The 20295-nt window shown below is 47.7% G+C and carries 22 protein-coding genes and 1 pseudogene; 9 read left to right on the forward strand and 14 right to left on the reverse strand.

All coding sequences use genetic code 11. From position 1 onward, the window contains the following. Window positions 1–288: 288 nt before the first annotated feature. The 7 genes from NYE45_RS07210 to NYE45_RS07240 all read left to right on the forward strand — a co-directional run bounded on the left by NYE45_RS07210 (window position 289) and on the right by NYE45_RS07240 (window position 7447). Entirely contained in the window at window positions 289–1230 is a 942-nt protein-coding gene (locus NYE45_RS07210) for a YwqG family protein (RefSeq protein ID WP_340016175.1), read from the forward strand. Between the two features lie 175 nt (window positions 1231–1405). Next, window positions 1406–1873 (forward strand): DinB family protein, encoded by a 468-nt coding sequence (locus NYE45_RS07215; protein ID WP_235599351.1) that lies wholly within the window; start codon window positions 1406–1408, stop codon window positions 1871–1873. A 294-nt stretch (window positions 1874–2167) separates the two neighbouring features. Beyond that, window positions 2168–2872, forward strand: a complete 705-nt coding sequence (locus NYE45_RS07220; RefSeq protein WP_062833187.1) for a response regulator transcription factor — start codon at window positions 2168–2170, stop codon at window positions 2870–2872. Window positions 2873–2945: 73 nt separating this feature from the next. After that, complete coding sequence (locus tag NYE45_RS07225) at window positions 2946–4079, forward strand: HAMP domain-containing sensor histidine kinase (protein ID WP_340016176.1); 1134 nt, start codon at window positions 2946–2948, stop codon at window positions 4077–4079. A 94-nt stretch (window positions 4080–4173) separates the two neighbouring features. Continuing rightward, window positions 4174–4920: a hypothetical protein gene (locus tag NYE45_RS07230; protein ID WP_340016177.1), complete on the forward strand. Its 747-nt coding sequence runs from the start codon at window positions 4174–4176 to the stop codon at window positions 4918–4920. Next, the gene (locus NYE45_RS07235; RefSeq protein WP_340016178.1) at window positions 4914–6782 is read left to right on the forward strand and encodes a PBP1A family penicillin-binding protein; all 1869 of its coding nucleotides are present in this window, start codon (window positions 4914–4916) and stop codon (window positions 6780–6782) included. Before NYE45_RS07230 ends, NYE45_RS07235 begins: the two co-directional genes overlap by 7 nt. Window positions 6783–6895: 113 nt before the next feature. Next, window positions 6896–7447, forward strand: a complete 552-nt coding sequence (locus NYE45_RS07240; protein ID WP_340016179.1) for a DUF2569 family protein — start codon at window positions 6896–6898, stop codon at window positions 7445–7447. Between the two features lie 116 nt (window positions 7448–7563). Here the strand turns inward: NYE45_RS07240 and NYE45_RS07245 are convergent, their stop codons facing one another. From NYE45_RS07245 to NYE45_RS07305, 13 genes and pseudogenes are all read right to left on the reverse strand, one after another. Beyond that, the gene (locus NYE45_RS07245) at window positions 7564–8022 is read right to left on the reverse strand and encodes a threonine/serine exporter family protein (protein WP_340016180.1); all 459 of its coding nucleotides are present in this window, start codon (window positions 8020–8022) and stop codon (window positions 7564–7566) included. An 18-nt stretch (window positions 8023–8040) separates the two neighbouring features. Further along, entirely contained in the window at window positions 8041–8802 is a 762-nt protein-coding gene (locus NYE45_RS07250) for a threonine/serine exporter family protein (protein WP_076331221.1), read from the reverse strand. Between the two features lie 237 nt (window positions 8803–9039). After that, window positions 9040–9345, reverse strand: a complete 306-nt coding sequence (locus NYE45_RS07255; RefSeq protein ID WP_047842070.1) for a hypothetical protein — start codon at window positions 9343–9345, stop codon at window positions 9040–9042. A gap of 64 nt (window positions 9346–9409) precedes the next feature. Beyond that, window positions 9410–10453, reverse strand: coding sequence for a S66 peptidase family protein (locus NYE45_RS07260; RefSeq protein WP_340016181.1), 1044 nt, complete (start codon window positions 10451–10453; stop codon window positions 9410–9412). Window positions 10454–10552: 99 nt separating this feature from the next. Beyond that, window positions 10553–11890: a DUF4179 domain-containing protein gene (locus NYE45_RS07265; protein WP_340016182.1), complete on the reverse strand. Its 1338-nt coding sequence runs from the start codon at window positions 11888–11890 to the stop codon at window positions 10553–10555. Further along, window positions 11887–12402 (reverse strand): sigma-70 family RNA polymerase sigma factor, encoded by a 516-nt coding sequence (locus NYE45_RS07270; RefSeq protein WP_340016183.1) that lies wholly within the window; start codon window positions 12400–12402, stop codon window positions 11887–11889. Before NYE45_RS07270 ends, NYE45_RS07265 begins: the two co-directional genes overlap by 4 nt. 169 nt (window positions 12403–12571) lie before the next feature. After that, a complete protein-coding gene (locus NYE45_RS07275) occupies window positions 12572–13102 on the reverse strand; it encodes an ankyrin repeat domain-containing protein (RefSeq protein WP_340016184.1) in 531 nt (176 codons plus the stop codon). A 32-nt stretch (window positions 13103–13134) separates the two neighbouring features. Continuing rightward, a complete protein-coding gene (locus NYE45_RS07280; RefSeq protein WP_340017329.1) occupies window positions 13135–13539 on the reverse strand; it encodes an NUDIX domain-containing protein in 405 nt (134 codons plus the stop codon). Window positions 13540–13749: 210 nt separating this feature from the next. Continuing rightward, window positions 13750–14238 (reverse strand): annotated as a pseudogene (locus tag NYE45_RS07285) (GNAT family protein); the annotation flags it as partial. Between the two features lie 149 nt (window positions 14239–14387). Beyond that, complete coding sequence (gene flgB / locus NYE45_RS07290; RefSeq protein WP_036610664.1) at window positions 14388–14798, reverse strand: flagellar basal body rod protein FlgB; 411 nt, start codon at window positions 14796–14798, stop codon at window positions 14388–14390. A gap of 184 nt (window positions 14799–14982) precedes the next feature. Next, window positions 14983–15798, reverse strand: a complete 816-nt coding sequence (gene speD / locus NYE45_RS07295; protein WP_036610662.1) for an adenosylmethionine decarboxylase — start codon at window positions 15796–15798, stop codon at window positions 14983–14985. Between the two features lie 157 nt (window positions 15799–15955). Then, window positions 15956–16534 (reverse strand): DUF1273 domain-containing protein, encoded by a 579-nt coding sequence (locus tag NYE45_RS07300; RefSeq protein ID WP_340017330.1) that lies wholly within the window; start codon window positions 16532–16534, stop codon window positions 15956–15958. A 70-nt stretch (window positions 16535–16604) separates the two neighbouring features. Continuing rightward, window positions 16605–17753, reverse strand: a complete 1149-nt coding sequence (locus tag NYE45_RS07305; protein WP_340016185.1) for an RluA family pseudouridine synthase — start codon at window positions 17751–17753, stop codon at window positions 16605–16607. Window positions 17754–17942: 189 nt separating this feature from the next. Between NYE45_RS07305 and NYE45_RS07310 the strand changes: the two genes are divergently transcribed. After that, on the forward strand, window positions 17943–18353 hold the full coding sequence (locus tag NYE45_RS07310; RefSeq protein ID WP_340016186.1) for a hypothetical protein: 411 nt from the start codon (window positions 17943–17945) through the stop codon (window positions 18351–18353). Between the two features lie 224 nt (window positions 18354–18577). On the opposite strand, the gene NYE45_RS07315 is transcribed toward NYE45_RS07310, so the two are convergent. Continuing rightward, window positions 18578–19288, reverse strand: a complete 711-nt coding sequence (locus tag NYE45_RS07315) for a GT-D fold domain-containing glycosyltransferase (protein WP_340016187.1) — start codon at window positions 19286–19288, stop codon at window positions 18578–18580. A 310-nt stretch (window positions 19289–19598) separates the two neighbouring features. Between NYE45_RS07315 and NYE45_RS07320 the strand changes: the two genes are divergently transcribed. Further along, window positions 19599–20288, forward strand: coding sequence for a glycosyltransferase (locus NYE45_RS07320; protein ID WP_340016188.1), 690 nt, complete (start codon window positions 19599–19601; stop codon window positions 20286–20288). Window positions 20289–20295 lie beyond the last annotated feature (7 nt).

Below are 20295 nucleotides of genomic sequence, written 5' to 3' on the forward strand. Positions count from 1 at the left end.
GACAGAAAAGAACCTGAAGAAGCGAAGCTAAAGCTTTCTGAAAGAAAGCTACTTCGGAAGCATACACTTCGCCTTTATCCCCGGATTTTTACCTTTGCAAAGGTGAATCTAAAAAATTCTGGGGATAACAGCGATCGGAAGGTTGTTCTGTCATCGGAGTGGTAAGTGTAAAATATTCTTAAGTTCAATTTATATAGAAGCAGGGAAAGACGTCCGGACGGAAGAATATACAGGTGTGAACCTGAATATGTCTCAGCATAGGTGTATTGTCAAAAGGGGAGGATCTATATGATTAAGCCAGAACAATGTGAACGTCTAACCAGAAAAGCCCGTAAAACACTTGAGGAATATGGTTTGGGAGTCGCTGCCGATCTGTTGTTATCTTCAAGCCGCTGGGGAATTCGCCTCGATGTATCCACAATGGACGAATATCGCAGAACAGGAAACTCACGTGTAGGTGGACATCCGGATTTGCCGAGTCGTATGGCGTGGCCGGTAACACAAGAAGGGGTTCCGATGACTTTCCTAGCCCAGTTGAACCTGGTGGATTTGTCACCGTATACGCCGAATGATGGACGCGGGACTTTGCCAGAACGGGGAATGTTATACTTTTTCGTTGGTACGGATGAATCGGCCTGTCCCATTGAACATCGTGTGATTTTTGAGCCAAGTGCCCATAACCTGATAAGGCGAGAGCCAGAAGGGGATACCGCGCTGGATGGAGCCCCATTTGTCGCACATTCGGTGACCGTACTGCCTAATCTTGAGTTTCCTACATATGCATATATCGACGCCAACGCGCTGAACGAGCTCTCACCTCCGCGGCAGGAGACCGATGAGACTGAGGCAGAAGTGGATCTGTATGACCGATACCTTGAATTCGAATCGAGTTGGAATCATCCGAGTACGCTGAATTGGGGTGGGATGTTTGGATATCCTGACGGGCAGCATCCGGATGCTGAGCATCGGGCCTTGTTACAGATTACGCTGGGAGAAGAGTACAGTTATAACGAGCAGGAATGTGAGAAGAAGCTGACCAAGCATTACGGCGGAGATGAGGATCGGACATGGCAGGAACTATCCGATACGCTGCTGCTGTTGAAGATAGATACGCATGATGCCATTGGTTTCCAATGGTGGGATTGCGGGGAACTGCAATTTTTCATTCGCAAGTCTGACTTGGAGGCTGGACGATTCGAGCAAACGTATTGTTCGTTATACTCAAGTTGAGCGAAGATTTGAAATTAAATAGGCAACAAAATGTCCTGAATCCCGTCTATATGAAGGAGGAAGGACTTTTTTGTTCGTAAATTGTTAGATTTGGTGTGTAGTTTGTTTATATATAAAGGAGGAATATCTTGGTTGATAACCGATCATATGTTCTGTATAATGGGATAAAAAGGAAGTGTATCTGTTGATTCAATCTGCGTTCAAACATATTGATGTGGCAGTAACATCGTTAATTGATATATGTGATCAGCTGTCTGAAGAAGATTTGGCTTTGACGCCAATTGAGGGCAAACGGCCTGTTGGTGAACTGCTGTCCCATCTGTCTGTGATCTGCCGAGCGGATGTCTATATTTCCGAAGGTGCATCGGAAGAAGAGATGGCTTTATTTTATGAGGAGAACCAGGTGAATTCGCTCGGTGAGATCAAACAGGCTTTGATCGATAACCAGATGTATCTGTACCAAAGATACAGGCAGTATAACACCGAAGAATTGCTGCATGTCACAGACTCGTACTGGGGAGCTTCCTATAGTCGGCTGGAGTGGTTGCTTGAGATTATGGGACATGTGTATCATCACAGGGGACAATTGTATACGATGCTAACCCTGACGGGCAAGGAGCCCAAATCAGTGCTTTTTAAATAGAAAGGTATTAATCACTACGAGACATACGATAATGATAGGAACGGATAGAATACATATAAGTACGTGTTCAAAAAGAACGGTTTTCAGTCCAACAATACTACAAGCTATACATAAAACATCAGAGAATTCCAGGGTCTTCTGTGGTATGAATTCAGCAGATGAGGCCGAAAGAGATACACGGGATGATGATCAAGTTTGAACGTGTCCGTGAGGATCAGGATATTTTCGCAGACGTATACCTCGGTGGTATAATTCGAGCAGGTAAGGAATTGTGGAAGAGAGAGGAATAATGCCGTGGCACAGCCAGCAACCATTCTGCTTGTGGATGACGAGCAGGAGATTATTAAACTGATGGAAATCTATTTTGGCAACGAGGGTTATCGGATTCTCACTGCGAATGATGGTCTTGAAGCGTTGGAACAATTGAAGAAAGAACCGATCGATCTCATTATTCTGGATGTCATGATGCCGAATATGGACGGAATCGAAGCTTGTATGAAAATTCGGGAAGAGCAGAAAATGCCAATCATCATGCTGTCCGCCAAAAGTATGGATATGGATAAAATCACAGGGCTAAGCATCGGTGCTGATGATTATGTAACCAAGCCGTTTAACCCGCTTGAACTTGTCGCACGGGCGAAATCCCAGCTGCGCAGGTATCATACCTTCAATGAAGGGCGGGAAAATAAAGAGCACGAATGGGTTATTGATGATCTGGTCATTAATACCGATACACATGAAGTTTGGGTAGATGAGCAACCGGTTCGTCTGACTCCGCGTGAATTTGCTGTTCTCGAATTACTGGCTCGTCACCAAGGTTCAGTACTCAGTATGGAACAGATCTATCGTCAGGTCTGGAAAGAAGAATTCATGGAGTCGAACAATACCGTTATGGTGCATATTCGCAAGATTCGTGAGAAGATTGAGCTCGACAGCAAACATCCCAAGTTCATTCAGACGGTATGGGGTGTGGGCTACAAGATGATCAAACCGCAATGAGCATGAATCTTCATGCATGCATACTCATTAGGATTTCATGTGACATGAACAACACAGGCAGGGAGTTTCTACAATGAATGCTAAGTTGATTAATACAGTCCGATGGAAATTTATCTATGCATTTCTGCTGAGCGGCATGTTAACTGCAGTTATTTTGTACGGGGGCAGTCAGGTGGGACAGACTATCCTCGAAGCTCAGACGTATCCGGATTATTCAATACCGGCCCAAGGAATCAGGTGGTTGGTGAACAACATCGGTTCGGTGCCTTTGATGATTGTGGTAGGTGTGCTCGGTTTTGTGCTGTTTTTTTTCCTGTTTTCTCGCAAGGTAATGCGGGTTCTGGATGAAATTACGGCAGGAATTCAGGAAGTTGCCAAAGGAGAGCTATCCCATCGCATCGAAGTGAAGACCTCGGATGAATTCGGAGTGGTTGCTGCAAGCATTAATCAGATGGCTGAACAATTGCAGTTGTCGCTTCAGGAGGAGCGTAATGCGGTCGCTGCCAAAAATGATCTGATTACCGGTATATCGCATGATCTGAGGACGCCACTCACTTCTATTTTGGGATTTCTGGAGTACATCGAGAAGGATCGGTACCAGGATGAGATTGAGATGCGCTATTATGTTAGCATTGCCTATGAGAAATCCCTGACTCTTCGCAAGCTGATCGATGACTTGTTCGAATATACGCGTGTAAGTGGTGGGAGCCTTCCGTTGTCTTTGCAAGCGTTGAACTTGAATTCGTTTCTGATGCAACTGGCTGAAGAGTTTGCTCCCATGCTGGAGGAAGCGGGTATGGAGTATAAGATCATCGGTGGGCAAGAACCACTATGGATTCAGGCGGCTCCAGGGGAGCTTGTACGAGCGTATGAGAATCTGTTCAGCAATGCGATCCGGTATGGTTCGCAAGGTAAACTAATGGAGATTGGGCTGGCCCTTGAAGGTGAAGAGGCCGTCGTTCGCATTAGTAATTATGGCGAACCGATTCCGGCACAGGATCTGCCGCATCTATTTGATCGATTCTATCGTGTGGATAAATCCCGTTCCCGGGATACGGGTGGCACTGGTCTTGGTCTGGCAATTGCCAAATCGATGATTGAATTGCATCGAGGAAGTATCGTTGCCTACAGTGAAAACGGCAGAACGGATTTTGTTACCCGATTCCCTATGATTGCTGCTCCGCCAAGTCATTATTCAGAGAAGTAAAAATTAAGAATTTGGTAAGAAGTTAACTACTTCTTCATTAAGAAATATTCGGTATTCTACCTCTATTACCTATGTATAGAGGAGGATGCCGAATATGAAGTCTCGATTCAATACCGTAAGACTCAGATACATATACATTGGAGGAGCAAGCGCGTTACTCAGCGCAGCGCTCCTGTTTGTCGTTTATCACGTGCTACGGTTTGCCCACAATCACGTCCTTCCAGATGCAGGATGGATCACTCGTATGATGAACTGGGGAATAAACCACATCGGCACAAGGCCGCTCTTTATCTTCATTGGTGGAGCCTTGTTTGCGATCTTTTTCTGGATTCGCTCCCAGAAGATTGCGGAGGATCTCAGTCAACTTGCGCGCGGATCAGCCAAACTTGCAAAGGGGCAGATTCCTTACCGTATTGATGTATTGAGTGGTGGTGAACTACGACTAATTGCTGACAACCTGAATGCGATTGCGTTTCTTATGAATAAGGAAAGGTTGAATGCATCAGACCCAGAAGATGGGTGGACAGAGACGGGGGAAGTGTCAACTGAGGATAATCGATCTGGCCTTACGCTACGTATAGAAGAAAATTTGGAAAATGATCCGTCCCAACTGACATCCACCCGATCCATTTTGCCAATAAAACTTACTCTCTACGGTATTCAAGCTTCTCTGGATGAGATCATCCAAGGGCGCTGCCGGGACGAGGTTGAGGTTCAGCACTGGGTCAAGTTGGCCTATGAACAGACATTGCTGCTCCAACATGCGCTGGAGAATACAGAACGTACAGAACGGGAACGTGGAGTTTCCATTGAACGGGTTCGTAGGGATGCCGAATGTTGAAACACAGGGGCAAGCGGTGGATTTATACCGTTTTTGATGCAGCGGTGTTTGTAGTTCTGATGTTGACCGTCTTCTATCTCTATCTGTTTTCTTATGGCGAACGAATGCTTCGCAATCATCCAGAGGCCATGCAGGTGGTCTCTTCCACCATTATTACGAATGCAGAGGGGAGAGAAATATCGAGGTTGCATACGCAGACCAAAGGGTATTCCGAATATGCAGACCTGAACGCGATGCCGGATATGTTGAAAATGGCTTTTTTGGTTACAGAAGATCGACGTTTCTACAACCATGATGGACTGGATTATATCGGACTCGGGAGAGCTATCGTGCAAGATATCATACATATGGATCTGAGTCAGGGAGGAAGCACCATCACGCAGCAATTGGCAAGAAATCTGTACTTGAACGGGGATAAGACATTAACCCGAAAGGTGAATGAGATATCGATTGCGATGGCTCTGGAGAAAAAGTTCAATAAGGATGAAATTCTAGAAATGTATCTGAATCAGATCTACATGGGACGTCAGCAGTATGGGGTAAAGGCGGCAGCTTGGCGATATTTCGGAATTAAGGATATGCACCAGTTGGAACTATGGCAGATCGCTACATTGGCGGGTATGCCCAAAGGTCCATCCATATACAATCCGGTAGATCATCAGGACCTTTCCAAACAGAGGCGTGCCGTGATCCTTGGCCTAATGCATGAACAGGGACTAATTACGCGAAAACAGATGCTCGAAGCCCGAAACGTCGATTACACGCCTCCTGACACTGTGTTGAGCGTAACAGCTACACCGGGCTTGAGCGAACCCGCATATGTGTCTGCCGTGGATGCTGTGATTCAGGAGGCTTCTCGGCTCACAGGCAAGAGTGAAGCAGAGATTCAAGCGGCAGGCTGGGTTATTCAAACCGGGTTGGCTCGTCAGGCACAACTTGGAATGGAAGAAACATTTGCAGACTCTACACGATTTCCCGACGATCGCCAAGACGAGCAGGTTCAGGCGAGTATGGTCATTATCGACCAGCATAACGGTGAAGTGAAAGCGATGATGGGGGGACGTAATCCCTTAAAAGGGGACATTAACCGGGCGATTATGGATGCAAGGCAGCCGGGTTCTTCTTTTAAACCGATTATTGCATATGGTCCTGCATTGGAGTCGGGGAAGTTCAAGCCAGAGAGTATACTACCGGATAAACGTATGCAATATGGCAGCTATCAGCCCAGCAATCTAGGTGGGCGTTACAGCGGTTCAGTATCCCTGTCCCTAGCGCTGCAAAAGTCCATCAATACGCCAGCCGTATGGCTGCTTCAAGAGACCGGACTGAACTACGCACATCAATTTGCCGCAAGGCTCGGTATAGAACTAGGGAAAGAAGACCTGAACCTCTCGATTGCCTTGGGAGGTGTTTATCAAGGGGTGTCACTAATGAAGATGGCCCAGGCCTACACCGTGTTTGCGAATAACGGTAAGCTGAATACAGCCCATCTGATACGCAAGATTACAGATTCCCATGGACGAACAATATATGCTCATAAATCAGAAAATAAGCAGGTAATCTCCCCAAGCACGGCGAATGCCATGACCAGAATGCTGCAAAATGTAGTCAGTCAGGGAACGGGAAGTCGTGCACAACTGGGTCAGCACAAGGTAGCGGGCAAAACTGGAACAACACAGGCTGCATTACCTGGTGTGGGTAGAGATGCCAATCGGGACTTATGGTTTGTTGGCTATACGGGTAACTGGACTGCGGCAGTCTGGATGGGATTTGATCACACGGATGCAGAACATCATATGAGGTCAGGAAGCGGTGTTGCAGCGGAATTGTTCGCAACGGTAATGAAACGCGCGATGCAATAGACGTCTAAGCAAGGGAGATCAAAGGACAGACGCCCCGTTCATCTTCTAAAATACACATATTCTAGATTTTAATGTATAATATGTTTTTTTATCTCGTGTAAAAGGAGGATGAAATGGGCCGTAAATACAGTAACTCGGATACAGATACGGATATGAACTCGCTGCAACCCAAAACCGGGATCAGACCGGAACGGCCTGGTATCTCCGGATTGGGTGGATGGCTTATTTTAATCCAGATCAGTCTTTGGCTTGCGCTAGTGTTTCTCATCTCGGATGTATCGCAGGTGAATGTCGTCATGGACCCTGCCAGATGGGAAGAAGGCCGTGGTGTCGATCCTCAGATCTACGCGGAGATGATCCGTCCACTCTTGTGGTTTGGCTTCATAAGCAGCAGCATTCTATTGATGATCGTTATCGTGAATCTCGTTCTTTTATATAAACGGAAGAGACAGTTTCCACGCATGATGATGGTGATGTATGTGATGAACGTGATTGTAAGCATCGTAACCTGGATTCTGATTGCGCGTAATGAGATCCCAAGAGAACAGCATGTGCTTGATGCAACTCCGGCTTTTCATCTGATCGTACGATCAATTCTGGTGTGCTGTATCTTCATTCCGTACTTCCTGAAGTCTATTCGGGTAAAGAATACGTTTGTGAAGTAACTGGCTTCAACCGTGACCTGGTAAAATTCAAACGAAAAGGCCCATGACATACCAAGCATTAAGCTTGTATACCGTGGGCCTTTTTGCAACCAAGATAGGGAATATAGTTGGAAGGTTCATTTGGATGATGATTTTGTCCGTAGTGATCCGGGAATTCGGCGTATCATCTGGTTCAATACCTCGGACAACACAAGGCCTACGGCAATGGCGCCGGATAACATGAGTGCCTTGGCGGCCATCTCCATGGCGGCACCGTAATCATTTTGCACAAAACTACGCATTGCATTATACGCCAGTCCACCAGGAACCAGAGGAATGATGCCTGCGACGCTGAAGATGATAACGGGTGCACGAAACATGCGAGAGAATACCTGGCTGATGACACCAACGGCTATGGTCGCTGCGAGTGTAGCAGGAACCGCATCCGCTGCATATTCGAGCACGATATAGATAATCCAGCCGATCATGCCGACGAATCCACCGTGGAGCAGCATGCGCCGTGGTGCGTTGAAGATGATCCCAAACGCGGCTGATGCGACAAAACTGGTCAAGGCTTGTTCAATAAAATGGAGCATATCCTGCATTCCTCCGTCTTACATAAAAAGTGAAAATACAACTGCAATGCCAGTACCTATGGCAAAGGCGGTCAGAAATGCCTCAGCTCCTTTGGATAATCCGGATACGAGATGTCCGGCCATCAGGTCGCGTACAGCGTTGGTAATCAGTAGCCCCGGAACCAGCGGCATAACCGAACCAATAATGATTTTGTCCCGTTCATGACCTACTCCCATGTAGATGAGGAAAAAAGCGAGTAGGCCAATGACGAAGGATGCCGTAAGCTCCGCAAAGAATTTGACCCGTACCAATCGGTGAAAGGCAATAACTGCTGCATAACCTATACCACCACAGATCAGCGCCGGAAGAAAGTCGCTCCAGCCCCCGCCAAACATAATGGTAAAACATCCACTGGATAACGCCGCAGCCGCAAGCTGCACAGCCGTTGAATAGGAGGAGGGCTTGCCTTCGATCTGTACCAACAGATCATGGGCTTCCTGAACAGTGAGTTCCCCTTGTCCGATGCGGCGGGAGACTGCGTTCACCTCGGATACCTTGTCCAGATCCGTCGTACGCTCGGAGATGCGAATCAGCTTGGCAGGTTCGGTTGCATCGACAGAGAAGAAGATACCTGTTGGCACAACGTAACTGTGCGAATGGGGTAAACCCAGCGCTGCGGCCATGCGTTTCATCGTATCTTCCACACGGTAGGTTTCACCACCGCTTTGCAGCATGATTTTGCCTGCGAGCAGACAGATTGCAATCACGCGGGATTGTTCAGTAGGGTTGTTGCCAATCATACCCGTCTCGGTCTGAGATACGGGTGATGAATCATGACGTATGTATTCCAACCGGATCAAGCTCCGTTTCATATGAGATAAGGCGTGGTGCCGACACCATTGTATCATATTTCACACGCCCGCAAGGAATCATACCGCACTGACGCTATGACGATAAAAAAGCTTCGCTCCCAAGACCTGAAGGTCACAGGAGCGAAGCTTCTTGAAGCGGGTTCGGATATAGACGCATAATACCAGCTACATCAACAGTGTAATAACCAACAATTCATACAGCACAAGTGGTAAAATCGTCGGTCCAAACAAGGCGCGCGGTTCAGGGTATCCATGCATCGGGGTAACCTGGAGATACAAAATTCCCCGGTCTGCACTGATGATGACTCCTTCCCATACCTGCCCATCAATATTCTGGACTTGCACCTTCTTGCCTACATGCTGCCGGGCTGTATGATGAAGCATATTCCGCACACTTTGCACGGATTGAAGCATCGGTTGATTGGCTTGATACACGACACGTGTGGATGGCGTGGATGTGGATTCAGACATGATGCACAACCCTTCCTCAAAATAAGTTCATACTTCAAGGTATGCATCTGCCTACAAAAGGTGATTACACAAACGCCATCTCCAGGTTCCCGCGTCCATTTTCATAAGTCACTTTGCCTAGTGCTCCATTCACAAAGGTTAACTGGGGCGGAATATGGCCGAGATCCACATCGTACAGTACTGGGACATCCAGATCCCCAAGCGCGGAGGATAGGGCATCGGTGAAATTGAAATCCGCTGTATCGGAATAACCCGCAGGTCGGCCGATCATGAAACCTTTCACACCTGCAAACCAGCCAGCCTGTTTCATTTGCCACAGATGACGGTAGATATCCCCCGCATTCATCTCACAGCTTTCCAGATACCAGATCGTTCCTTCGTCTGCGCAGTACTGATCCAGATACGATTGGACGGGTGCATACGGCGTACCAATCAGACTAGAGATTGTATCCATACAGCCGCCGATCAGCCGACCCGAGAACGACACAGAGGTATCTGCATCTTCCGAGTGGCCGAGCTGTTTCCAACGCGAAGGTGTATCCAGGTTAAATCCCGGTAGTTCCGGTTTCCAAGCTGATTGATAATGTGTGGAAGACGATTGTGTGATCTGTCCGCCGTATTCGGCCTGCAAAACATTAATCCAGCGTGCAGTCACCGGATCGAGGGCACTTGATCTTAAATCAACATAATTGGTGCCATGCGCTGTTGCTGTTCCGGTGAGCAGAGTGTAGGCAAACAGGAAGGTACTGATATCCGAATAACCCATGACCCATTTTGGCGGCAACGATTTTAAGGCTTCCCAATCCAGCAGGGGCAGGATATCCATCAGGAACTCTCCACCCCATGGAGGGATAATGGCCTGAATATTTGAATTGCGGAAAAATTCATTCATCTCTTCGGCGCGTTCCTCTTTGGAGGCACTCACACATTTGGTGTTGTGGCGGAGCGATGGGCTTTCCAACACGCCAAAACCAAGGCGCTCCATATTGCGTTTGCTTTCCTCAAGATAATGGTGCAGGGATTCGCCAACACCGCTGGAGGGTGCTGCCACACCGATGGTATTTCCCGGAGCGAGTGGCTGCGGATAACGGATGGAACGTTGATTCATGTCTAACCACACCTTCCCTATTAACATCTTTGTTTGTTTTAAAATGAATGTTTCCATTATATAGAATATTTAAGATAAACACAGCCTGCTGACGTAAGATTATGGGTTCACCGGAATATCCAATGTGAAAGGGGACTTCACTTTCATTGGATAGGTGGAGATGTGCATTTGAATTTCCCCCAGCATCTTCGCTCCATTTTCGATAGTAGAAGAAACAATCGTATGACTGTCATCCGTCCCATCGCCACTACTCCAACTGGAGCCAGTAACCTCAAATGACTTCCCTGCACTGTCTGTAACATTATCGAAACCTAGAACGAATCCGCCGTTCATACTACCAGCAACAGAAAAGTCGATAATTAGATCTTTGCCTTCAACCTTGCTGCCAACCATCTTCAATCCAGGTGGTCCACCTGTAATCTGGTGTGACTTCAGATCAAGGGAAAAATCCAGATCCTTTTTATCCAATCCGGAGAAGCCAGATCCTTGTAAGGTCAGCTTTTTCGGTATGGAGAAGTACATGCTTTCGAAGTAAATGGAGCGTTCATCTCCACCTGTCGAGGTATCTGTTCTCCACGCGCGACCTTGTTCGTCGACCAGTTGAAGATCGCTCAGGCCAAATACCTTCTTGGTATTCTTTGGATCAAAATTCACATCCAACACAAGACGGGTTGGATACAGAGTAGCCTCTTTCACATCAATACGCTGCCCATCCACCGTTAACGTCTGATTCACAGGAATAACTTTTTTCATGCCTTTGGTAAGATTCTTGTCTACCGGGAACGTCACTTTCCACTTTTCAGCACTCGCTGTATCTCTTGGCTTAAATACAACACTCAGCTCTTCGGGCGGAGAGGCTCCATCCGTGAAGATCACATCAATCATATTCTCATACACATTCTCGTCTGAAGTCGGCTTAGGTGAAGAGTAACCAAATGCAACAGGAAGATCTTTACCGTTCTCATCCAGCAAATCAATGTCGTAGTTGAATTTCTCAGGGTCTTTCATGCCTTTCATCGTGTAAAAAATAACCATACGTGACTCGTCTGTGATAATGCCTTCAACGGTCACGGAAGCACCATCATGCTCGTCGGTTACCCCGACTTTCTGTAAGAGGGACTTATCGATCGCCATCATTAATCCTTTGTCCTGGCGAATCATGCTCACAATGCCTTCCATGCCAGGCAATTGCTCGACGAAGGACGCAAAAGCGGGAGAGACACGGATACATCCCGTAAATAGCAGGATGAGGGCAGCTGCTGAGATGGAGCTCATATACCAACGCAGCCGGGACTTGCGCTTACGGGCAGCCTGGCGGATTCCGGACTGCACAGCCTGATATGCGGCGGCATCGGGTACAGGCATGGTTTCGTACTCCGTCTTGCGAGCATTCAGACGTTCTTCCAATGTCTCGAATGATTTTTGTTCATCCGTCATGAGGATGCATCTCCTTTCGTTTCAAGTTGATCACGGAGCTGTCCGAGTGCCCGATGTAATCGGGATTTTACGGTTCCGGTTGGGATTTCGAGAATATCGGCAACTTCAGTTAAGGAGAAACCTTCGAAATAACTCAGAATAATAATCTGTTTGCAATCCCGGTCAAGAGTGGATACGGCGGCAGCAAGGTCGGGGTCCGCAGGACGATCCCAACTGCTGGATTCATGAATCTCGGTGACGGGACTGAACCGACTTTTGCGTTTGCGTTCGTCCGCACAGTAGTTGAGCAGTATGCGGATGAGCCAAGTGCCGAAGTAAGAGGGCTCTTTTAATTTTCTGAGTTTGCGGAACGCCCTGAAGGTTGATTCCTGAATCGCTTCCAGCGCATCACCTTCGTTGTGCAGATACGCATAGGCGATACGGTACAGTCGGCTCTGATGCAATTCCATTAAGGCTGCAAAAGCCTCGGCATCCCCTTTTTGTGCGGCGATGGTGAGCTGAGTAGGGGTCACATGGCTCCTCCTTTCATGGATATGTTGAGTATTAGACCGCGTAAGGCGTCAAACGGTTCTTATTTCCTGAAAAAAATATGTAATCGAACAAGAAATAACCGTCAGACCTTCTTTTTGTACTCCAAAAAGAGTCCTGACGGTTATTCAAGGTATTGCTCACGTTATCTAATCATTGTTGCTGCTGCGCTACAGTGGCTGCTTGCAGACATGAAGCTGTAGACGTGTTACCACGTTCAAGTGCAATGTCCAATGCAGTTTGACCTGATGAGTTCAGTACACTCGGATCGGCACCATGCTGGAGTAACACCTCGATGAGTTCAGTTTGATCCGTATGAAATGCTGCGGAGTGCAACGCATATTGTCCATCGCTGTCCAGAATACTCGTGGATGCCCCATGTTCGAGTAAAAGTTGGATAACTTCTGGCGAACGTTCTCCGGCAAGTGCGGCATGTAGTGCAGTATTGGATGGAATAAAGGAAATCTTGGAATGAGAAAGGGCGTTAACATCTGCTCCATGCTCCAGAAGAAGACGAACTACTCCTGCTTGTCCATAATGAGAGGCATATCCCAGCGGAGTTAACCCATCCTGATTTTCAGTATTGGCGAATTCCGGGTCAGCATCAAGCAGTGACTTCAGTTTCTCAACGTGGCCGTCCTGTACCGCCTGGAATAGATCATTCATCTGTTCTGCATGATTCATAGCGAATACCTCCATCCGATGGAATATTAGAATTACAGGGATTCATTATATAGCTTCTTCACAGCTTCCAGCCCAGGTACGGCAAAGCAGGCGAGTGGAGAGGGCAGATCATGGAGTGGGAACCAGCCGATCTCACCAATGGCGCCGCCTTCTTCCAGATTACGAGCATGACCGCTAATCACCTTGGTGGAATAGAGAACAGATATCCAATGTTCCTTCTGCTCTGGCTGGATTGTCTCCGCCGTGCAGAGCAGACTGTCGATGGCGATATCCAGATCCACTTCTTCCTTGATTTCACGGATAACGGCGGTTTCCAGTGATTCATAGGGATCGACTTTCCCGCCGGGAATACTCCAGGTATGCTGTTCGGGCTGACGATTCCGCCAAGCGAGAAGCACTTCGCCCCGTTCATTCAGAATGACTGCGCCTACGCCAATGCGAGGCGAAACTTCAGATTCACCTTTTGGATCTAAGCGTAACTCCGAGATGGATAGCGCAGCTTGTTCGGTCGCATGACGCTGCGAGAAACCACCCGCTGTCATTTCCCCAGATTCAGAAGTACGAGTGGACTGGAATGACAATGGAAGCCGAGACTGTGCTGACCATTCTTCCGCAAGGATGCTCATCGAGATCAGGTCATAATGCATGCCATCCCGCAAAACTGCAGAACGCTGGCGACCCTCTTCCCGAAATCCGGCTTTTAGGTACGCACGTCTAGCCGCTTCATTGTACTCGATGACTTCCAGCGCAATTCGGTTCAGGTTCAATTCGTGGAAGCCATACCGAAGAATTAGAGCCAGGGCATCACTGCCGTATCCTTTACCCCGATCATTTTCTTCACCGATACCAATCGCCAGACGAGCAGACCGATTGTTCCATTCGATCCGATAGAGCGCGGTGAAGCCAATGAATCGATTCCCATCCAGTGTACGTAATGCAAATTCAAAACCGTTGTCTCGGCGGACAGACGAAGAACCCGTTTCATCCGGCGTTAACGGAATAGCGATATCAGTATCCATGTTGCGCAAATATTCATAATCATCCGTAAAGCGGGAGAGACGCATGCAATCTTCCGGGCATGGAGCCGCGAGCCTCACTTTGGAACCTTGAAAACCATTTAAATGACGTGGAGCCATGTTGCACCTCTTTTGTTCGATATGAAATCAATCGTTTCTCCCCATTATACTACGAACAGGAGCGGATACCGAAAAATGGCACCAAACGAGCTACACTCAGGGGAAAAGACCATAAAAAAAAGCAGCCATCGCGGGCTGCTGTACATTCATTATTTCAAATCATTCAGTAAATTTTTCATTTTTTTGTAGTGTCCACTGACCCGATCGACCATGTAGTTATACATGAGCTGATTCTCCGAAAGATTCGCCATTTCCTTGTCAATGTCAACGTTATTGTTGTTATTATTCATGGCTGTTTCGTTGTTCTCGACAATTCGGTACTGTACGATGGAAGAATTGGGATCACTGATAGGAAAGTGTTTGTCATGAGTCCGTTTCATGGCGAGCTGATCTGTTTTGCCATTTTCAACGATACGTCTAAGCTCTTCCTGAAACTCTACCGTTTTCTTTTTGTAGTTAGGCGTGTCTGCATTGGCAATGTTATTGGTGATGGCATTGTGTTGTGCAGTCAGTGCTTGTAACAGTGATTCATTACGTCTTGTCGTATTCGTTTCGATCACGGGCTCAGTCTCCTTCACTGTAGATTGATACAGTTACTTCTATAATAAGAAATAAAGTTGCACACTGTCAACATAACAAAGAAAAAGACAAGCCCATGCCGGAGGTCCCGTGAATAAAAGAACCCTGCCTTCATGATATCTTGTCTTAAACTTTGGCCTTATGAATCAGCCATTAAACAGCTGCTTAAGAGGGACGATTGATGTTTTTGCCGTAATAGATCTCATCCATCTCCAGCTTCAGCCACTCGGTGATTTCCTGTTGTTCCTTCTTGCTCAGCTTATCCTTGGTGTACCCAAACAGATAATTGTCGAGATCGAATTCCCTCAGTTTACACTTGGTGTGAAAAATATTCTCCTGATAGACGTTCACGTCAATCATGTCGAAGCTGCTCTTGATCTCATCCGGAATATAATTCTGAATCGAGCCGATCTCATGGTCAATGAACAGCTTGCGTCCGCTCGTATCCCGCGTGAAACCACGTACCCGGTAATCCATCGTCATAATGTCCGTATCGAAGGAGTGGATCAGATAATTCAGCGCCTTGAGCGGTGAGATTTCACCGCAGGTGGAGACATCAATGTCCGCACGGAAGGTACTGATACCTTCACTGGGGTGGAACTCAGGATAGGTGTGCACAGTGATATGGCTTTTATCCAGCTGCATAACAACGTTATCGGGCAGAGGGCCGGGAGATTCATCGAGTGATTCCTCGGGGATCTCCACGATTGGACCTTCCGAGACCAGCATCGTCACACTCGCACCTTGAGGCACGTAATCCTGCTGGGCAACATTAAGAACGTGGGCTCCGATGATATCGGAAACGTTGTTTAGAATTTTACTCAGCCGGGCGGCGTTATACTGTTCATCAATATATTCAATGTAAGCTTCGCGTTCGTCTTTGGTTTTGGTATAACAGATATCGTACATATTGAAGCTGAGCGACTTGGTCAGGTTGTTAAATCCATGCAGTTGAATGCGCTGCTCTGGCGTAATTGTCATGGTTGCAGTTCCCCTTATCCCATACGACATATCATCGCAGTTATAATACTACTTATACCCAACCTGCCTCGAAAAAAAACATATGTACGTCATTCAAAATACGATTCCCCTCTGATGAAAGCTATGCATGAATGGACTTCAGATGATCTACATTTTTTCAGAATGAAGAATCGTCAAAGTCGGCAATATCGTTCATACGCTCATCCTCAGCTACCGATTGAATATCCTCCGAAGTGACACTGATGATCGTATAATCCTCATTCTGCTGTTTCTTCACGGCTTTTTCCTTGACAAAACGGGGACTGCCTTCCCCGGCATCTTCGTCATAGACGAGCAGAAGCCCGTCGCTTTTGCGCAGCAACAGGTCATCCCGTGCAGTGAACTGCCACGGCCCGATATAAGGTTGATTGCTAATCGCACCGTAATAGTCCACACCCGAGAGGATGGAACGGTAATACTCCTGCTTGTCTTCTTTCCATTGTTCCTCCGGGTTCTGAAAGGCGGTGATGATCGACAGTTTCAGATGCGGATATGTCTTCTTCAGATCAATGACCACTTCGCAGGCCCACAAGTCCACACCGTATTGTCCCGGCGTCAACACCCATTCCAGACCCTCCTCGACAAGGGGAGTGAGGCGGGAGGAGATGGCCTTTTTGATAAAAGGAATACCTTCATGCTTCTGTCCAAAAATCTGCAATTCATGTGCCCGGTAACCGGTGATTAACAGGTTTTTCAGTGTCCGTTCCTCCTTTCAGGCAAGATCCATGGATCAGTGAATTTTCTATATACACACACTAAAGGTGCGGTTACTTCGCGGGTGGCGCATCTGTACGGAACGGATACAGGAATGGCTTCGGAATATCCGTCTCGAATGACATCAGCTCATCGGTTGTGGGATGAATAAATGAGAGTAAACGTGCATGAAGACCGAGACGGCCGAGGTCTCTTGTACGTGCTCCGTATTTTCTGTCACCGGCAATCGGATGTCCGAGATCTTCCATATGCACACGAATCTGATTTTTGCGACCTGTCTCCAGGCGCACTTCCAGCAGAGAGAACTCCCGGTTCGACTTCAGACGTTTATAGTGTGTAATCGCATGTTGTCCGTCATTTGGACGCGAGCTGGAGTACATTTTCAGCGTTTTGGTCTCTTTCAACCAGGAAGATATGGTTCCTTCTTCTTTGGCTACTGTTCCTTCAACAAGGGCAACGTAGACGCGGTCCTGCACGTTTTCTTTCCAGTTGTTTTGCAGCTTCTGTTGTACCTCTTCACTCTTGGCAAACATCATGACACCCGACGTATCCCGATCCAGACGATGGACGACAAAAATCCGGTTCAGCGGATTGGTGCGGCGAACATGCTCTGTCAGTTGGCGATAAGCCGTCAGGTCATCTGTCTTGTCAGTGGCAATGGACAACAGTCCGGCTTCCTTACGGATCACAATGATATCATCGTCTTCATGCAAAATGTTAATGCCTGTCAAGGACGGAGCAGCGACTGCACCTTCTTTTCTAATATATACAATCTGACCTGGCGTTAGCGCCTCATTAAACTTGGTTACGACCTTCTGATCCACGGATACCTGTCCACGACCCAGAATGGATTTTACCGCATTACGTCCCGACTTCAGATGTTGCAGCAAGAAATTCAGCAATTCATCCGGTTCGGTTACTTTGTACTGGCGTGGTGGTTCCTGCTTGCGATAATAGGAATTGCCGGGGCGTTTAGAAGCACTGCCATTTTTGGATTTGTTGCCTCCGGCTTTCTTGGGGGCGGCCGACGATTTCACGGCTAATGGCTTCTTGTTCTCCTCCGTATTGCGTGATGCGGAAGCACCTGATGATTTTGCAGATGAGAAGTTAGACTTGCCGGAACGTGCTGTAGATGAACCAGCGTATGTTTTCCCCTTGGCCGAGGCCGATGTTTTGCCCGTTGGACGTTTGCGTTTATTCATGAATAGTAATCTCCTTCTGAACAGCCTGTACCGCTTGTGTGCATACGATCCGTTCATTTCGTTATGCAGTTCAATATACCACTAACAGTCGACAAATAAAAATAGGTTCATGGAAACTGCTATACATCCAATCCGAAGAGTTGTGAGATTCATAGGATATGGTATCCCATAGCATTGGAGGTGTTACTCATGGGCGTGTTTCTCGATATGAGAACTTCGATGAACTCGGGAACCGTAGGACAGCCCGGTTTATCTTTAGGTCCATCCCCGGAAGCATTCGGCACGATTGGTCTTCAGACCCAGGGCGTGGTGAATCCCATTATTACGTTGAACGGGACAGTGGGCGTTACGGGAGAACTGGGAGATACCTTTGTGGTGGAGCTGGTACGGGGATTCCTATATGATCCCTTCTATGTCATCTACCGTGCTGAAGGGACGGTTGGACAGAACGGCGGTGCCGAATTTCATTCGTTCACAGCGCAGGATCTGTCTGCACCACCAGCACTGGAAAGTGTGTATACTTCGTTTATCTCGGGAGTGTCCACAGCAGTAAGAACCGGGCCAGAGATGTTATACGGTATTGCTGCAGCCAATGGCTAGTTGTGAAAGACCTAATGTGAACAGGCAGAGTGCTTTCATATCGCTTCGCCCAAGGCAGAGTTCGTTTCATACCCCAGAGACCCAGAAGTACAAGGCAATGTAGCGATAGGTTTCGACTAGCGCTCAGCATGAACCCCCCGGCTCAAGGAGTCGGGGGTTTTTGTCATACAAGTATCTGTACATCTCAATGTAGCTCACTCATCTGAAGGAGGTGTCCGTGTGGATTAGTTGGCACGTCCCTTCAGAATGATGTTGTTGGCTTTGCCAAAGTCGATGGCGACTTTACCGGCGAGTGCAGCTGTTCGCTCAGCAAGAATAACCGCGTTAACGCCGCAGGAGAAGAGAGCGACATCAAAGGTATCTTGATTCGTCTGAATCCACTCAAGCGTGTCCTGCATCTGATCATAGCTGTCGAAGGGTAGTGCAGTCACAATGTTTAGATAATACGGCTCACGTTCCAGCGTGGCACGCAGTGCCTCAATCTCTCGGGTAACGAGTAGCACGCGCTTGCCTGCAAGCATCCGCCAGAAACGCGGATTCTGCGCCAGCTCCCGATTGACACAGGCATGACAAGTCAGTGGAGGAGAGATGCCAAAGTGAGCAAACACCATATCGGTCAGGGGTCTTTTGAGATAATCCGGAGCGTTAATGGTGCTGTCACCGGGGGGAAGAATGCCAACGATATCCGCACGTTGCAATGATGCCGCGACCTCATCTCGTAGCTGCGGGTTGGGGAGGCTCAGTCCTTTTTGTCCTAAATTGGCTTTGATGGCCCAACGCTCCTGAAGGACCTGTTCTGTGGGCCATACGGTTTCTTGAGACATGACAATATTCTCGCCATCGCCGACTCGCACGAGAGAGAGAGGACGCTGTTCAAGAAGCGCCGCTTCAAGCTGATCAAGCACACCTTCCATTTCAAGATAGATCGAATTCATTCGAGTGGTTGCCCCCTTTGAAAATTGAACTGCTCTATTCTATGTTGCGGCGCCAGTAACGATATGTACGTTCGACCCGCAGGGCACCATCTTCAGGTGTATATCAATCTATTTCGTTGAAAGGTAGTACATCTGTCGTTACCGCTTCTATCAGCGATTCATATGTTATAGAGTGCTGGGTTGGCAAGCGGGATGTTTCTCGTAAGCAATCAGTCAGGTAGAAGAGGTTTTCGTAGAAGACGGTATCATCACGTTGAAAAAGGTCTGTATCCGGTAAACGGAATTTGCAGCGTTCATGAGGAGGAATGTTATGTCCAGGAAAGTTGTGATTGAGATTAACTTCAACAACTACGGGATGGACCCGCAGCGATTGACGCGGGAATGGCTGAAGCGTCGGGTGAGCATCTTCCGCACGTTCACATTGCATTGCCTGAAGGCACAGACGAATCAGGATTTTCTGACTGTGGTGAAGCTATCCAAGGAATCGGGGGACTTGATGCAGGACATTCTGGCAGGTCAGGAGCCGCTTCCTTCCAATATTCGTTTTGGAACCAATATCGAGAGTGTGCGTGCCATTCTGGCTTTTGCCAAAGGTGCGGAGCAACTCTATATTGCCCGTCTGGATTCGGATGATCTGTATCATAAGACTTTTGTACAACAGCTCTATGATATTCAGCCACAGCCGCAGACGATGGCCCTAATTAACCAGAACGGATATCTGTGGGATAGCGTGAATAACGAGATGGCGCCAGCATTTCATCGTTCTCCGCAATTCTATGTCTATTTATATCAAACGGCCGAATATGCAGCGGGGTACCGGGTCAAGCTTCCGGGCAGAGGTACACATGGCAATGTCATCGAACTGCCGCATGAGCTGCTTGCTCCGCGCAATTATGTCAACATCGTGCATTCCAATAATACTTCAGTCAAACGAGTACCGCCCAACGACCGGTTAAACCGGGATGAGATGGCACAGGTATTACGCGACTTCATGATCTGAGTTGGGA

This window comes from Paenibacillus sp. FSL K6-1318 (assembly GCF_037976905.1).
GTDB lineage: Bacteria > Bacillota > Bacilli > Paenibacillales > Paenibacillaceae > Paenibacillus > Paenibacillus amylolyticus_A.

What these genes read in the sequence shown, in the direction of transcription:
- NYE45_RS07210 (WP_340016175.1), top strand. Translation starts at nt 289, where the DNA reads ATGATTAAGCCAGAACAATGTGAACGTCTAACCAGAAAAGCCCGTAAA.
- NYE45_RS07225 (WP_340016176.1), top strand. Translation starts at nt 2,946, where the DNA reads ATGAATGCTAAGTTGATTAATACAGTCCGATGGAAATTTATCTATGCA.
- NYE45_RS07230 (WP_340016177.1), top strand. Translation starts at nt 4,174, where the DNA reads ATGAAGTCTCGATTCAATACCGTAAGACTCAGATACATATACATTGGA.
- NYE45_RS07235 (WP_340016178.1), top strand. Translation starts at nt 4,914, where the DNA reads ATGTTGAAACACAGGGGCAAGCGGTGGATTTATACCGTTTTTGATGCA.
- NYE45_RS07240 (WP_340016179.1), top strand. Translation starts at nt 6,896, where the DNA reads ATGGGCCGTAAATACAGTAACTCGGATACAGATACGGATATGAACTCG.
- NYE45_RS07245 (WP_340016180.1), bottom strand. Translation starts at nt 8,022, where the DNA reads ATGCTCCATTTTATTGAACAAGCCTTGACCAGTTTTGTCGCATCAGCC.
- NYE45_RS07250 (WP_076331221.1), bottom strand. Translation starts at nt 8,802, where the DNA reads ATGATTGGCAACAACCCTACTGAACAATCCCGCGTGATTGCAATCTGT.
- NYE45_RS07255 (WP_047842070.1), bottom strand. Translation starts at nt 9,345, where the DNA reads ATGTCTGAATCCACATCCACGCCATCCACACGTGTCGTGTATCAAGCC.
- NYE45_RS07260 (WP_340016181.1), bottom strand. Translation starts at nt 10,453, where the DNA reads ATGAATCAACGTTCCATCCGTTATCCGCAGCCACTCGCTCCGGGAAAT.
- NYE45_RS07265 (WP_340016182.1), bottom strand. Translation starts at nt 11,890, where the DNA reads ATGACGGATGAACAAAAATCATTCGAGACATTGGAAGAACGTCTGAAT.
- NYE45_RS07275 (WP_340016184.1), bottom strand. Translation starts at nt 13,102, where the DNA reads ATGAATCATGCAGAACAGATGAATGATCTATTCCAGGCGGTACAGGAC.
- speD (WP_036610662.1), bottom strand. Translation starts at nt 15,798, where the DNA reads ATGACAATTACGCCAGAGCAGCGCATTCAACTGCATGGATTTAACAAC.
- NYE45_RS07305 (WP_340016185.1), bottom strand. Translation starts at nt 17,753, where the DNA reads ATGAATAAACGCAAACGTCCAACGGGCAAAACATCGGCCTCGGCCAAG.
- NYE45_RS07310 (WP_340016186.1), top strand. Translation starts at nt 17,943, where the DNA reads ATGGGCGTGTTTCTCGATATGAGAACTTCGATGAACTCGGGAACCGTA.
- NYE45_RS07315 (WP_340016187.1), bottom strand. Translation starts at nt 19,288, where the DNA reads ATGAATTCGATCTATCTTGAAATGGAAGGTGTGCTTGATCAGCTTGAA.
- NYE45_RS07320 (WP_340016188.1), top strand. Translation starts at nt 19,599, where the DNA reads ATGTCCAGGAAAGTTGTGATTGAGATTAACTTCAACAACTACGGGATG.